The organism is Streptomyces sp. NPDC045968, from assembly GCF_056430475.1.
Genome location: NZ_JBWKLF010000017.1, coordinates 61,570 through 74,916, shown reverse-complemented (window position 1 = coordinate 74,916; position 13,347 = coordinate 61,570). Strand labels below are relative to the sequence as shown.

At 70.5% G+C, this 13,347-nt stretch carries 13 protein-coding genes; 8 read left to right on the top strand and 5 right to left on the bottom strand.

Translation table 11 applies throughout. From position 1 onward, the window contains the following. Positions 1-106 precede the first annotated feature (106 nt). Both AC07FA_RS33010 and phoU read right to left on the bottom strand, forming a co-directional pair. Positions 107-256, bottom strand: a complete 150-nt coding sequence (locus tag AC07FA_RS33010) for a hypothetical protein (RefSeq protein WP_479080024.1) — start codon at positions 254-256, stop codon at positions 107-109. A gap of 175 nt (positions 257-431) precedes the next feature. Further along, on the bottom strand, positions 432-1,115 hold the full coding sequence (gene phoU, locus AC07FA_RS33005) for a phosphate signaling complex protein PhoU (protein WP_479080023.1): 684 nt from the start codon (positions 1,113-1,115) through the stop codon (positions 432-434). Between the two features lie 201 nt (positions 1,116-1,316). Here phoU and phoR point away from each other — a divergent pair, with 201 nt between their 5' ends. Further along, the gene (phoR, locus tag AC07FA_RS33000; protein WP_479080022.1) at positions 1,317-2,579 is read left to right on the top strand and encodes a two-component system sensor histidine kinase PhoR; all 1,263 of its coding nucleotides are present in this window, start codon (positions 1,317-1,319) and stop codon (positions 2,577-2,579) included. A gap of 5 nt (positions 2,580-2,584) precedes the next feature. Continuing rightward, positions 2,585-3,256, top strand: coding sequence for a two-component system response regulator PhoP (gene phoP, locus AC07FA_RS32995; RefSeq protein WP_465269737.1), 672 nt, complete (start codon positions 2,585-2,587; stop codon positions 3,254-3,256). An 80-nt stretch (positions 3,257-3,336) separates the two neighbouring features. On the opposite strand, the gene AC07FA_RS32990 is transcribed toward phoP, so the two are convergent. After that, entirely contained in the window at positions 3,337-4,005 is a 669-nt protein-coding gene (locus AC07FA_RS32990; RefSeq protein ID WP_479080021.1) for a DUF461 domain-containing protein, read from the bottom strand. Between the two features lie 590 nt (positions 4,006-4,595). On the opposite strand from AC07FA_RS32990, the gene AC07FA_RS32985 reads away from it, so the two are divergent. The 5 genes from AC07FA_RS32985 to rlmB all read left to right on the top strand — a co-directional run bounded on the left by AC07FA_RS32985 (position 4,596) and on the right by rlmB (position 9,237). Further along, positions 4,596-5,078 carry a CarD family transcriptional regulator gene (locus AC07FA_RS32985; RefSeq protein WP_006380568.1) on the top strand — a complete coding sequence of 161 codons (483 nt, stop codon included), beginning with the start codon at positions 4,596-4,598 and terminating at the stop codon, positions 5,076-5,078. Between the two features lie 285 nt (positions 5,079-5,363). Then, positions 5,364-6,128 carry a 2-C-methyl-D-erythritol 4-phosphate cytidylyltransferase gene (ispD, locus tag AC07FA_RS32980; protein ID WP_479080020.1) on the top strand — a complete coding sequence of 255 codons (765 nt, stop codon included), beginning with the start codon at positions 5,364-5,366 and terminating at the stop codon, positions 6,126-6,128. Next, the gene (ispF, locus tag AC07FA_RS32975; RefSeq protein WP_479080019.1) at positions 6,118-6,633 is read left to right on the top strand and encodes a 2-C-methyl-D-erythritol 2,4-cyclodiphosphate synthase; all 516 of its coding nucleotides are present in this window, start codon (positions 6,118-6,120) and stop codon (positions 6,631-6,633) included. Before ispD ends, ispF begins: the two co-directional genes overlap by 11 nt. Before the next feature lie 140 nt (positions 6,634-6,773). Then, positions 6,774-8,174 (top strand): cysteine--tRNA ligase, encoded by a 1,401-nt coding sequence (gene cysS, locus AC07FA_RS32970; RefSeq protein WP_479080018.1) that lies wholly within the window; start codon positions 6,774-6,776, stop codon positions 8,172-8,174. 106 nt (positions 8,175-8,280) lie between these two features. Continuing rightward, positions 8,281-9,237 (top strand): 23S rRNA (guanosine(2251)-2'-O)-methyltransferase RlmB, encoded by a 957-nt coding sequence (rlmB, locus tag AC07FA_RS32965; protein ID WP_479080017.1) that lies wholly within the window; start codon positions 8,281-8,283, stop codon positions 9,235-9,237. 31 nt (positions 9,238-9,268) lie between these two features. On the opposite strand, the gene AC07FA_RS32960 is transcribed toward rlmB, so the two are convergent. Together AC07FA_RS32960 and AC07FA_RS32955 are read right to left on the bottom strand one after the other, a co-directional pair. Further along, the gene (locus tag AC07FA_RS32960) at positions 9,269-9,901 is read right to left on the bottom strand and encodes an NUDIX hydrolase (RefSeq protein WP_479080016.1); all 633 of its coding nucleotides are present in this window, start codon (positions 9,899-9,901) and stop codon (positions 9,269-9,271) included. A 34-nt stretch (positions 9,902-9,935) separates the two neighbouring features. Further along, positions 9,936-11,417 (bottom strand): hypothetical protein, encoded by a 1,482-nt coding sequence (locus AC07FA_RS32955; RefSeq protein WP_479080015.1) that lies wholly within the window; start codon positions 11,415-11,417, stop codon positions 9,936-9,938. A gap of 157 nt (positions 11,418-11,574) precedes the next feature. Between AC07FA_RS32955 and AC07FA_RS32950 the strand changes: the two genes are divergently transcribed. After that, positions 11,575-13,176 carry a DoxX family protein gene (locus AC07FA_RS32950; RefSeq protein WP_479080014.1) on the top strand — a complete coding sequence of 534 codons (1,602 nt, stop codon included), beginning with the start codon at positions 11,575-11,577 and terminating at the stop codon, positions 13,174-13,176. Positions 13,177-13,347: the final 171 nt, after the last annotated feature.

The window sequence follows — 13,347 nt, the reverse complement described above, 5'->3', positions numbered from 1 at the left end:
CCCCCCCCCCCCCCCCCCCCCCCCCCCCCCCCCCCCCCCCCCCCCCCCCCCCCCCCCCCCCCCCCCCCCCCCCCCCCCCCCCCCCCCCCCCCACCGCGTCTGTCCGTCAGCCGGAGCAGCCACCGCACTGGCACGGGCCGCCCGACTGGCAGCCGCACCCGCAGCCCGATCCGCAGCCGCAGGCGCCGAGCACGGACAGGTGCAGCACTTCGGTCGGTGTCTCCTGCTGGGGTTCGTTGACGGGGGAATCGGCCATGCTTCCTCCTCAGGGCGTACGCGCTCATGAGGGCGTACGGACATGGTGTGCCGCCCCCACCCCATTGGATGCCCACCCCGGCGGGCGCATCAACGGCGCACACATGCAGCACACGTGTGCGACCCGCGCGCGCGGCAGAGCGCACGGGACGGGGCGGGTGACCGCGGCGCGGCGGTTACGCGCCCTCCACCGGGCCCGGAGCCGCCGCCTGGATGTCGTCCGCGTGCTCGCCGGTGACGAGGTACACGACCCGCTTGGCCACCGACACGGCGTGGTCGGCGAAACGCTCGTAGTAACGGCCGAGCAGCGTCACATCGACGGCGGTCTCGATGCCGTGCTTCCAGCGGTCGTCCATCAGGTGCTGGAAGAGCGTGCGGTGCAGCAGGTCCATCTCGTCGTCGTCCTGCTCCAGCTGGAGTGCCAGGTCGACGTCCTTGGTGATGATGACCTCGGCGGCCTTCGCCATCAGGCGCTGCGCCAGCTGCCCCATCTCCAGGATGGTGGCGTGCAGGTCGTGCGGCACCGCCGACTGCGGGAAGCGCAGCCGGGCCAGCTTGGCGACGTGCTGGGCGAGGTCGCCCGAGCGCTCCAGGTCGGCGCTCATCCGCAGCGACGTGACGACGATACGCAGATCGGTGGCCACGGGCTGCTGGCGCGCGAGGAGCGCGATGGCGCGTGCCTCCAGGTCGTGCTGGAGGTCGTCGACCTTCTGGTCCGCGGCGATGACGCTCTCCGCGAGCTTCAGGTCGGCGTCGAGCATGGACGTGGTGGCCCGCCCGATCGCGGAGCCGACGAGCCGGGCCATCTCGACCAGGCCCTCGCCGATCGAATCGAGTTCCTCGTGGTAAGCGTCGCGCATGGAAGTCCCTCTCCGGTTTCCTTACTGAGGCCGGGGTCTCTCGGGCCGACCCCCACGCTCCCACGGTGCGGGTGGAACGCGTCGGGTTCCGACCGCCGAAGTGAACCGATACTTGCTCCTCGGTGAACTCTGGGCGACGAGTGTTCGAGATGGCACTCGGATGGCTGGGAGAGAGCCGTCGACCACGCATAACCTTGAAGCATGGACGTGAACGCGGCGGTCGCCGCAGCTGCCGCGATCGCCGGGTTGTTGACCGGTGTGATCGCCATGCTGGCGTTCCGCTGGAGCGAGCGCGAACAGAGCAAACCTACGCGTACGTCCCTGCGGCCCGACAGCAACGCAGCACTGCCCCCCGGAGTGGACACCGTCCTCTCCGTACTCAGCTCGTCCGCCGTCGTCCTCGACGAGAGCGACAGCGTCGTCAAGGCCAGCTCCGCCGCGTACGCGCTGGGGCTGGTCCGCGGCGGCCGGCTGTCCGTCGACGCCATGCTCCACATGGCCAGGGACACCCGCAGGGACGGGGAGATACGCCAGGTGGAGCTGGACCTCCCCCGGCGCGGTACGGGCCGGGGCGAGGCGCTGGCCGTCTCCGCCCGGGTCGCCCCGCTGGGCTCCCGGCTGGTGCTGCTGCTGGTCGAGGACCTCACCGAAGCCCGCCGGATAGAGGCGGTACGACGCGACTTCGTCGCCAACGTCAGCCATGAACTCAAGACCCCGACCGGCGCGCTCTCCCTGCTCTCCGAGGCCGTCATGGACGCTTCGGACGATCCGGAGGCGGTGGAGCGGTTCGCCGGGCGGATGCAGATCGAGGCGACCCGGCTCACCAACCTCGTACAGGAACTGATCGACCTCTCCCGGGTGCAGAACGACGACCCGCTGGAGGACGCCGAGCCGGTACGGGTGGACGAACTGGTCGCCGAGGCCATCGACCGCTGCCGGCAGCAGGCCGGCTCGAAGCAGATCACCATGGCCTCGGGCGGCACCGCGGACCTCTTCATCTGGGGAAACCGCGGTCAGCTCGCCGCGGCGCTCGGCAATCTCGTCGAGAACGCCGTCAACTACAGCCCCGCCCGCACGCGTGTCGGGATCGCCGCCCGCCGCATCGTGGCACCCGGCGGGGATCTGATCGAGATAGCCGTGACCGACCAGGGCATCGGCATCTCCGAGAAGGACCGCGAGCGGGTCTTCGAGCGGTTCTACCGCGTCGACCCGGCCCGGTCGCGGGCCACCGGTGGCACCGGTCTCGGCCTCGCCATCGTCAAGCACGTGGCCGCCTCGCACGGCGGGGAGGTCACGGTCTGGAGCTCCGAGGGTCAGGGCTCCACCTTCACCCTGCGGCTGCCCGAATCGGGTGTCGTACGGGAACACACCACCGGCGGACCGCTTATCGTCAACGGCGACGACGAGGCACCGTTCGAGACCGACACCTTTGAACCATTCCCTGCCCCGGAGGCTCTTCCGTGACCCGAGTGCTTGTCGTCGAGGATGAGGAATCCTTCAGCGACGCCCTGTCCTACATGCTTCGCAAGGAAGGCTTCGAGGTCGCCATCGCGGCGACCGGCCCCGACGGTCTCGACGAGTTCGAGCGCAACGGCGCCGACCTCGTTCTGCTGGACCTGATGCTCCCGGGCCTGCCCGGCACCGAGGTCTGTCGCCAGCTGCGCGTCCGGTCCAACGTCCCGGTGATCATGGTCACCGCCAAGGACAGCGAGATCGACAAGGTCGTCGGGCTGGAAATAGGAGCCGACGACTACGTGACCAAGCCCTTCTCCTCGCGGGAACTGGTCGCCCGCATCCGCGCGGTCCTGCGCCGCCGCGGCGAGCCGGAGGAGGTCACCCCGGCCGCCCTGGAGGCGGGCCCGGTGCGGATGGACGTGGACCGTCACGTGGTCACCGTCTCCGGCGGCAAGGTCGACCTGCCGCTGAAGGAGTTCGACCTGCTGGAGATGCTGCTGCGCAACGCGGGCCGTGTGCTGACCCGTATGCAGCTGATCGACCGGGTCTGGGGCGCGGACTACGTCGGCGACACCAAGACCCTCGACGTCCACGTCAAGCGTCTCCGCGCCAAGATCGAGCCCGACCCGGGCGCGCCGCGCTACCTGGTGACGGTCCGCGGCCTGGGGTACAAGTTCGAGCCGTAAACCGCCGGGTGAGCCAGGCGACACGTGAAAGGGGCGCCTCCCGGCCGGGAGGCGCCCCTTTCACATGTGCGTACGCGGGGTCAGTGCCCTGCGGCGGTGTGGGAGGCGGACGCCCCGGCTTCCGGGCTGGCCGAGCCGGTCACCGGCTCCGTCGGCGTGCCGGACGGTGTGCCGGGCGTCTCGGAGGCGGCTCCCGACTGCGTCTGGGAGGGCGTGGGCTTCGCCTGCGCGGGCAGCGTGCTCGGGCCGAAGCCCTTGAAGAAGCTCGCCGACGGCACGACGGAGGCGCCCAGCTCGACGTCCCCGGTCTCGCTGAACTTGAAGACGACCGTCTGGACGTCGCCGTTGCGAGCGGCCTCGTGGCCGTTCTCGATCACGGCGGCCGCGTTGCCCTTTCCGCCGAGCATGACCGAGCCGCCGGCCGGTACGACGACCGGGCCGTTGCCCTTGGCCGCGTGCAGCTTCACGGGGCTGTCGCTGCCCGGCAGCGTGACGGCCTCCAGGACCTCACGCTTGGTGCCGTTGTTGAACAGCAGGGCGGAGACGACTGCCGGACCCTCGGCGCCGTGCTCGGGCTGGGTGATGACATTCGCGTTCTGGATCTTGATGTTGTCGACGGCAGTGGCTGCGTTGTCCGGCCTGACCTGGAGCGTCTGTGCGTCGTTGCCCGCGCTGCACGCGGACATCGAAGCGATCGAGAACACGATGGCAGTGGCGGCGAGGGCGCCGTGTCGAAGGCTGCGGCTCACGGCGGCGGCAACTCCTTGAACGTTCGGACTGCGGACTTCGGACTCTGCGGACGCGAAGGCGGGCGGCGTAAAGCCGCCCTAAGCGTGTGTCAGCGCGCTCAGGTTACCGAGCCGCGCTTCCCGCTCCGCACCCGACCCGCCCCCTGGGCCGCACGGGCTTGACCAGCGGGCCCCGCTCGCGCCGATTCACCCTCCGTTCGCATAACGCAGGTGATCAATTTCCGGGGGTGGTGCATTCCGCGCACATAATCCTCACGCTTGCCGGCCGTTGATCAATTTCATTGACCACCGACCACTTACGTCCGTACGAGTGATCGATCTCCGAACGGACTACGGAAAGTTCATCATCCTGAATCCGGCAAAACGGGACGTTCGACACCTTCGTGGCAGGTTCCGCCGGGCGTAACCGGCACGTTTCGCTTCGGCCGCACAGCCGCTCCGACCTGCGAATACCGCGTTCCAGAAGCCTTCCGCAGCACGTTCCTGTTGCTGTTGTCAAGCCCCGAGATATGCCCTGACCTGCGAAAACGCCATTCAGGAGAAGCTGTTCTCGTGTTACTCTGGATAGCCACGGAAGGGGTACCTGTCACATGACGTTCAAGGTTGGCGACACCGTGGTCTATCCCCATCACGGGGCCGCGCTGATCGAGGCTATTGAGACTCGCCAGATCAAAGGCGTGGACAAGACCTACTTGGTGCTCAAGGTCGCCCAGGGTGACTTGACGGTTCGTGTACCGGCGGACAACGCGGAGTTCGTCGGAGTGCGCGACGTGGTCGGGCAAGAGGGCCTGGACCGGGTCTTCGAGGTGCTGCGCGCACCGTACGCCGAAGAGCCGACGAACTGGTCCCGGCGTTACAAGGCAAATCTCGAGAAGCTCGCCTCCGGCGATGTCATCAAGGTCGCGGAAGTGGTTCGTGACCTGTGGCGTCGTGAGCGCGAGCGCGGTCTCTCCGCAGGTGAAAAGCGCATGCTCGCCAAGGCCCGCCAGATTCTGGTGAGTGAGCTCGCTCTCGCGGAGAACACGAACGAGGACAAGGCCGAGGCTCTGCTCGACGAGGTCCTCGCGTCCTGAACCGGATCGCACCGGTCGTATGAATGTGCCGCGGTGCCCGCTGACCAGCCGTATTCACGGTGTGTCGCCGGGCGCTGCGGCATGTTCGGCTCCAAATGTGGTGCCTTTTCCAGCCGTTCTTCACCAGCCAAATTCAGCCATGCGCGCGCATTGAGCGGCCGGTGAGGCTTGCCGACCAGGTGTCACGGAAGGGTCCCGGTCAAGTCAAGCGTCCCGCCCGGCTCGCTGTGGCCATACCCATGTCGGCCGTGGAAACAAACCTGCCGAAGCTTCGGAGTGCAACCGATGTCACCGATGTCACCGACGCCTGACGAATCGCGCCCGCCCCGCACCGCCGCGGTGATCCCCGCAGCAGGCCGGGGCGTACGTCTCGGGCCGGGCGCGCCCAAGGCGCTCCGGGCCCTCAGCGGGACCCCGATCCTGATCCACGCGGTCCGGGCCATGGCGGCGTCCCGCGCCGTCAGCCTCGTCGTCGTGGTCGCTCCGCCGGACGGCGCGCCCGAGGTGAAGAACCTCCTCGACGAACACGCCCTGCCCGAACGCACCGACTATCTCGTCGTCGCGGGTGGCGAGACCCGCCAGGAGTCGGTGAAGCTGGGCCTGGACGCGCTGCCCGACGACATCACCGTCGTCCTCGTCCACGACGCCGCCCGCCCGCTCGTGCCGGTCGACACCGTGGACGCGGTGGTCGAGGCCGTACGGGACGGGGCACCCGCCGTCGTACCCGCCCTGCCGCTCGCCGACACCGTCAAGGAAGTCGAGCCGGGGCCCCGCGACCAGCCGGAACCGGTACTCGCCACGCCCGTACGCGCCAGGCTGCGCGCCGTGCAGACGCCGCAGGGCTTCGACCGCGACACGCTCGTCCGCGCCCACACGACCGTGGCCGTCGACGGCGAGGGTGCCACCGACGACGCGGGCATGGTGGAGCAGCTCGGCGCGCCGGTCGTCGTCGTACCCGGGCACGAAGAGGCGTTCAAGGTGACCCGGCCGCTCGATCTGCTGCTGGCCGAAGCGGTTCTCGCACGCCGGAGGGCGAACGATGGCTTCTGACCGGCAGCCCGCTCCCGTGATCCCGCTCGTCGGGATCGGGACCGACATCCACGCGTTCGAGGAGGGCCGCGAGCTGTGGTGCGCGGGGCTGCTGTGGGAGGGCGAGGGCCCCGGGCTGGCCGGCCACTCCGACGCGGACGTGGTGGCGCACGCCGCCTGCAACGCGCTCTTCTCGGCCGCCGGTCTCGGCGACCTCGGCCAGCACTTCGGCACGGGGCGCCCCGAATGGTCGGGTGCGTCGGGCGTCACGCTGCTCACCGAGGCGGCGCGGATCGTGCGGTCATCGGGGTACGAGATCGGCAACGTGGCCGTGCAGGTCGTCGGCGTACGGCCGAAGATCGGCAAGCGCCGCGAGGAGGCGCAGAAGGTCCTGACCGCCGCGGTCGGCGCTCCGGTCTCCCTCTCCGCCGCCACCTCCGACGGCCTCGGCTTCACGGGCCGCGGCGAGGGGATCGCGGGCATCGCGACGGCGCTGGTGTACCGAGCCGCGCAGCCCTCCACCTGAGCGGGGGGTGGTCCGGGGGCCCCGGACCACCCCGAACGGGCGACGGCGGAGGGGGCGTCACGGCACAGCCCGTCCGGCGCTTGAGGACGGAACCCCCGCCGAGGACCCGGGCACTGGTGCGGGCCCACTACCCTTGAGGGGTGACTATTCGCCTGCATGACACCAGCGCCCGGAAGATCCGTGATTTCGTTCCGCTCACAGCGGGCTGTGTCTCGATCTACCTCTGTGGCGCGACTGTGCAGGCCGCCCCGCACATCGGGCACATCCGGTCGGGCCTCAACTTCGACATCATGCGCCGCTGGTTCGAGTACCGCGGCTACGACGTCACGTTCATCCGGAACGTCACCGACATCGACGACAAGATCATCAACAAGTCGGCCGAACAGGGCCGCCCCTGGTGGTCGATCGGGTACGAGAACGAGCGCGCGTTCAACAACGGTTACGACGCGCTCGGCTGCCTCCCGCCCACGTACGAACCGCGTGCCACCGGCCACATCACCGAGATGGTCGAGATGATGCGCGGTCTCATCGAGCGCGGTCACGCCTATGAGTCCGACGGCAACGTCTACTTCGACGTGCGCTCGTACCCCGGCTATCTGGAGCTCTCCAACCAGGAGCTGGACGACCTGCGCCAGCCCTCCGGCGACGGCGAGACCGGTAAGCGGGACCAGCGCGACTTCGCCATGTGGAAGTCCGCCAAGCCCGGCGAGCCGAGCTGGGAGACCCCCTGGGGCCGCGGCCGCCCCGGCTGGCACCTGGAGTGCTCGGCCATGGCGCACAAGTACCTCGGTACCGCCTTCGACATCCACGGCGGAGGCATCGACCTGATCTTCCCGCACCACGAGAACGAGATCGCCCAGGCCAAGGCGTACGGCGACACCTTCGCGAACTACTGGGTGCACAACGGCTGGGTCACCATGGCCGGCGAGAAGATGTCGAAGTCGCTCGGCAACTCCGTGCTGGTCAGCGAGATGGTCACGGCATGGCGCCCCATCGTGCTGCGCTACTACCTCGGCACCCCGCACTACCGGTCGATGATCGAGTACAGCGAGGAGGCACTGCGCGAGGCGGAGTCCGCGTTCGCGCGGATCGAGGGCTTCGTGCAGCGCGTCACCGAGAAGGCGGGGGAGACCGTCGAGCCCGCCGCCGAGGTGCCGCCCGCGTTCGCCGAGGCGATGGACGACGACCTGGGCGTCCCGCAGGCGCTCGCGATCGTCCACACCACGGTCCGCCAGGGCAACTCCGCCCTCGCCGCCGACGACAAGGAAGCCGCTGTCGCCCGCCTCGCCGAGGTACGCGCCATGCTCGGAGTCCTCGGCCTCGACCCGCTCGATCCGCACTGGGCGGGCGAGAGCGACCGCGGCGAGGACCTTCACGGCGTCGTCGACACTCTCGTACGTCTCGTTCTTGATCAGCGCCAGTCGGCGCGCGCCCGCAAGGACTGGGCCGCCGCCGACGCGATCCGCGACCAGCTCACCCAGTCGGGTCTCGTCATCGAGGACAGCCCCAGCGGTCCCCGATGGACCCTCGGGCCGCGCTAGCGAGCTTCTCCGCACCGGTCTGACCGGCGCAAATGTGCCGCCCGGCGTTCCGGGCGGCACACTTTCACTTAAAGACATATTTCTGAAGCAACGAAACAGGTAGGTCATGGCCGGGAACAGCCAGCGCAGGAACCGCCGCACGTCCAACAAGAAGGGCATGCAGGTCGGCAGCGGTGGTCAGCGACGCCGTGGTCTCGAAGGCAAGGGACCGACGCCGCCCGCCGAGGAGCGTAAGAAGCACAAGAAGAACCGCATCGCGACCGCCAAGGCCAAGCACGCCGCGGTCCGCCGCCCGGCTCCCCGCCGCGGCGGCGCCAAGGGCACGTCCGAGATGGTCGTCGGCCGCAACCCCGTGTTCGAGGCCCTGCGCGACGGCGTCCCCGCGACCACGCTGTACGTACAGCAGTACATCGACAACGACGAGCGGGTGCGCGAGGCGCTCCAGCTCGCCGGCGCGCGCGGCAACATCAACCTGATGGAGGCCCCGCGCCCCGAGCTCGACCGGATGACGAACGGCCTGAACCACCAGGGCCTCGTCCTCCAGGTCCCGCCGTACGAGTACGCGCACCCGGAGGACCTCACGGCCGCCGCGTACGACAACGGCGAGGACCCGCTGATCGTCGCCCTCGACGGGGTCACCGACCCGCGCAACCTCGGCGCGATCGTCCGCTCCGTGTCCGCGTTCGGCGGCCACGGTGTGGTCGTGCCGGAGCGCCGCGCGGCCGGGATGACGGCCGGTGCCTGGAAGTCCTCGGCCGGCACGGCGGCCCGTACGCCGGTCTCCCGTGTCACCAACCTGACGCGGGCCCTGGAGGGCTACCAGAAGGCCGGGATCACGGTCGTGGGCCTGGCGGCCGACGGCGAGCACACGGTCGAGGACCTGGAGGCCCTGGCGGGCCCGGTCGTCATCGTGATCGGCAGCGAGGGCAAGGGTCTGGGCCGGCTGGTCGGCGAGACCTGTGACTACCGCGTGCGGATCTCGATGCCGGGCGGCGCCGAGTCGCTGAACGCCGGTGTCGCCGCGGGCATCGTGCTGTACGAGGTGGCGCGCCGCCGGGCGTGACCCCTTCCGGGGCACGGCCGGGCGGGGCACCTCAGGGAGCCCCGCCCGCCACCCCCGCCAACCGGGCCCGCATCAGTACGGCGATCGTGTACGCGTCGGTGATCCGGCCGTCGCCCACCATCGCCTCCGCCTCCGCGAACGGCACGGTGAGGCACCGGCGGATACCCTCCGCCTTGTCCAGGGGGCCCGTACCGCTGATCCGTGCGGCGAACAGTGACACGTGATCACCTGTCGTGCCGGTGTCCGGATGCACCTCGCCGAGCGGAATCACCTCGTCCGGCACGGCGCCGATCTCCTCCCGGAGCTCCTTCGCCGCGTTCTCCTCGTCGGACAGCCCGGCCGTGCCGAAGCCGCGCGGCACTTCCCAGTGCCACGAGCGCGTCGCGTGGCGGAAGTGCTCGATGAGCACCACGTCACCGTCCAGCAGGGGGAGGACCACACAGCCCTGCTCGCGGGTCGGGCTCAGGGAGCGGATGTACGTCCCTTCCGAACCGTCCGGGAAGCGCACGGGGTCGCGTACGAGCAGCACGTACGGATCCTGGTAGAGCACCCCGCCCGCCGCCGATACCGCGGCGGGGTCGGTGAGGATCTCGATGCCACCGGGCTCGTTGCGGAACAGGTCGGGGCGCTCCGCGCGCAGCTTCTCGTATTGCTCGGTGCTCATGGGTGTGTCGTGCTCCTCGTGGACCCGCCGCCGCTCACGCGTACGGCGACTGCTGATCGGCCTGGCGCCTGGGTGGCTGTGCGCCCGTCTCCTCGATCCGGCCTCCGTACGCCTTGAGGATCTTCGCCCAGTCCCTCTTGACATTGCCCAGTTGGAGCGAAGGCAATGTCAGGGAATGCCCGAGTCCGCTGCGCCCGCCGCTGCCGCTCCGGTCGAAGAACTCCAGCCGCATGCTGAGCGCTCCGGCGAAGGCCGTCGCCATCTGGAGCGACCCGGCCAGCAGCGACACCTCCTCGCCGGCGGTCACCTGAAGCGCGATGCCGGTGGATTCCAGGACCAGTGCCACCTTCATCTCGCGCTGGAACCCCTGACCGCCCCCGCTCACCTTTCGTGCCGCCCGCAGCATGCCGCGGTGCAGCCGGTTGACGTCGGACGTGCCCGCGCGGAACTCCTCGGGCGTGGGCATCCGGCCGTCGCGGAAGCTGCCGAGGACGAACGAGTCCAGCGCGTTCACATAGGCGTGCCACTCCTCCGTCGTACGCAGTCGCGTCACGTCCGCGAGGGTCAGCGAGCCGTACGAGTTGGGCCCGTCCACCGCGCGGTGCAGGGCGTCGGCGAACAGGTCCCGCAGCAGGAACCCGATCGACTCCGGGCTGGTCTCCTGCGGGCGGACGTCGTCCCGCAGTTCCTGGAGCGTCGACCGGGGCGGCGAGCCCGGTGGGGTCAGCGCCGTGATCCGGCTCGCCTTCGGGACGCCCAGGTTGTACAGGAGGTCGATCAGCTGCTTGGCGGGCACGATGTGCTTGCCTTCCCGCAGCAACCCGTGCCGTACCTCGGTGCCGGGGCGGGTCAGGAACTCCCGGTAGACGGTCTCGCGTGTGATGGGCGCGTACAGGTCCTGCCGGACCGCCCAGGCGGCGATGTCGGTGAGGATGCCTTCCTTCATGGCACGGGCCTGTTTGACGGGGATGTTCAACTGCTTGCCCAGCGGGGCCTCGTCGAGCCGCGGGAGCGTGGGCAGCTGGCTGGAGAAGAACCGGCTGACGCCCTGCGTGGCTGCCCGGTTGGCCTCGTCGTCCCAGTCGAAGCGGACCAGCGCCGGTTCCGCCTCGTCGGCGAGCAGCCGGCCCCAGGCGCGGTGGACCTGTTCGTCGTACGTCCAGGCGAAGCGCGCGGCCGGGTCGCGTTCCGTGTACAGGAAGGGGACGAGCGCCTGTTCGTTCAGCAGCCGTACGAAGGCCTGGCGTTCGGAGGGTTCGGCGCCCGGCAGGTAGTTGGCGTACACGGCTTCGTTGTTGAGGAAGTACGCCCGGTTCACCACCAGCGTGCCGCTGTTCACCAGGGCGCGCCGCAGCTCCGCGGAGGAGGCCGCCACCTCGTCGGGCGAGTGCCCGGGCGGGGCGCTGACCCGCTGCCGGGCCAGGGCCAGGTCTCCGGGCAGCCACTGGTTGTCCAGGGCCTGGGCCATCACCGGGTACCGCGTGAGGTCCTTGAAGGTCAGCAACTGTCCGGCCATGCATCCCTGCCCCGTAGATAAGACGGCTCGCCAGGGCTAGTTGACGCGCGGGACCTGGACAAAGGTTCCCATGGGGCCGAGATTGGCCGGATCTTGACGGGTCTCGGACACTTCCGGCGCGTCAAGGCAGTGTCCTAAACACACATCACTCGGTTAGATGAGTGTGGACACCAGAACGCCTCGGTTCGACGAACAACCCGCCCTGAGCATGACCAAGGTGGACTGCGACCCCGCGCAGGTCATCGTCAACCACGCCAGCTTCCGGGTGCAGCTCGCCCCGGGCCAGCGTGCACGGCTGCTCGGTGGCGCCGCCGCCACGCCCCGGATCCCCGCCATGGGCGGTGCCGGAGGCCGTCGCAGGAGGGCGCCCGTCGTCTGGAGCGGCAGGTCCGAGCCGGGTGATCCCGGAGCGGGCGGACTCCTCCAGGCCGTACGGAACTCCACTGCGGGCCGGCTCGAAGGCGGGCTCGGCACAGAGCTCTCCGACGGGCACGCCGCGGGCGCCACGCAGGTCATCCCGCGCCTCGAGGAGACGCAGCCCAACCCCGTACTCATCGCACCGCAGCCCGCACGCGGCGGCGGTGGACCGTTGCTGCCCCCGATGCGGCAGGCGGTCGGCGCGTACGACCCGGTCTATTCCGGCCAGGACGACGGGTACGACGACGAGGACGGCACCGAGGACGGCAACGAGGCCGCCCGGGAGCGGCGCCACGGCAACGACTCCGTCCGGCACGCGTACTACCCGGGCCGCCGGATGAACCTCGGGGTCGTCCTGCTCCCGATGCGCGTCTTCCTCGGCTTCATCACCATCTACGCGGGCATGGGCAAGCTCTGCGACCCCGTCTACTTCGACGGCGGCGACCGGGGCTCCATGGTCAAGTGGCTGACGTCCCTGCATCCGTGGGCCCTCGCCGAACCGCTCCGCGACTTCGCCCTCTCGCACCCCGTCGGCGCCGGGCTCACCGTCGCCTTCCTCCAGGTGGTGGTCGGGGTCCTGACCGTCTTCGGCCTGTGGCAGCGTGTCGCCGCCTCGGTCGGGGCGCTGCTCTCCGCGGCCCTCCTGGTCACGGTCAGCTGGCGCACCGTCGCCGCCTACGACGCGCCCGACATCATCTACCTGGCCGCCTGGAGCCCGCTGATCATCGCGGGCGCACCCGTCTACTCCGTCGACGGACGCCTCGCCGGTGAGGCGTGGCGCAAGCTCGGCCCGCGGTCCTCGATCTGGGACCTGCGCGGACGGGTCCTGCGCCGCGGAACGGTCGTCGCCACCGTCGTCGTCGGCCTGACCCTGCTGGTCGGCTCCCTGCTGGGCGGAGCGGTCCGCTCCAGCGAGGTCGTGACCGTACCGGGCCCGCACGACTACCCGACGAACCAGCTCCCCGGTTCCCCGCTTCCCCAGGAGTCCACCGGCAAGCGGCAGGCGTCGCGCACCCCGGACGAGCGGCGGCCCGCGCCGTCCAGTTCCAGCGCGTCCCCGGTGCCTTCGGCGGAGCGGTCCACGCCGGGCGCCGGCACCGTCCGCGAGTCGGGTCAGGTCGCCGGTACCGGGCAGCCCAGTCAGACGCAGGGGACCACCCAGCAGCAGCCGCCCGCGCAGCAGACCACCCCGCAGGAGCAGCCTCCGACGACCAGCGCCGGGCCCACGTCGTCCGGTTCCGCGGGCACGGGTGACTCCACGGGCGGTACGGACGGCGGCACCACCACCGGCGGTGGCGGTGGTGGCGGCGGACGGAACCCGATCGGCGGCCTGCTCGGCTGAGTCGGCCGCAGACGGCCGCCGACGGTAGGAAACGGACGGGAGGGGGGGGGGGGGGGGGGGCCGCCCCCCCCCCCCCCCCCCCTCCCCCCCCCCCCCCCCCCACACGGCGGCCCCCCCCCGTTCTCCGCCACCTTCCTTCCCGCCCCCCCTGGGTCCTTCTTGTTGTTTCCC

Bases quoted from the DNA above. Each gene is read 5' to 3' on its own strand.
- AC07FA_RS33010 (WP_479080024.1), bottom strand. From the start codon at position 256: ATGGCCGATTCCCCCGTCAACGAACCCCAGCAGGAGACACCGACCGAA.
- phoU (WP_479080023.1), bottom strand. From the start codon at position 1,115: ATGCGCGACGCTTACCACGAGGAACTCGATTCGATCGGCGAGGGCCTG.
- phoR (WP_479080022.1), top strand. From the start codon at position 1,317: ATGGACGTGAACGCGGCGGTCGCCGCAGCTGCCGCGATCGCCGGGTTG.
- AC07FA_RS32985 (WP_006380568.1), top strand. From the start codon at position 4,596: ATGACGTTCAAGGTTGGCGACACCGTGGTCTATCCCCATCACGGGGCC.
- ispD (WP_479080020.1), top strand. From the start codon at position 5,364: ATGTCACCGATGTCACCGACGCCTGACGAATCGCGCCCGCCCCGCACC.
- ispF (WP_479080019.1), top strand. From the start codon at position 6,118: ATGGCTTCTGACCGGCAGCCCGCTCCCGTGATCCCGCTCGTCGGGATC.
- rlmB (WP_479080017.1), top strand. From the start codon at position 8,281: ATGGCCGGGAACAGCCAGCGCAGGAACCGCCGCACGTCCAACAAGAAG.
- AC07FA_RS32960 (WP_479080016.1), bottom strand. From the start codon at position 9,901: ATGAGCACCGAGCAATACGAGAAGCTGCGCGCGGAGCGCCCCGACCTG.
- AC07FA_RS32955 (WP_479080015.1), bottom strand. From the start codon at position 11,417: ATGGCCGGACAGTTGCTGACCTTCAAGGACCTCACGCGGTACCCGGTG.
- AC07FA_RS32950 (WP_479080014.1), top strand. From the start codon at position 11,575: ATGAGTGTGGACACCAGAACGCCTCGGTTCGACGAACAACCCGCCCTG.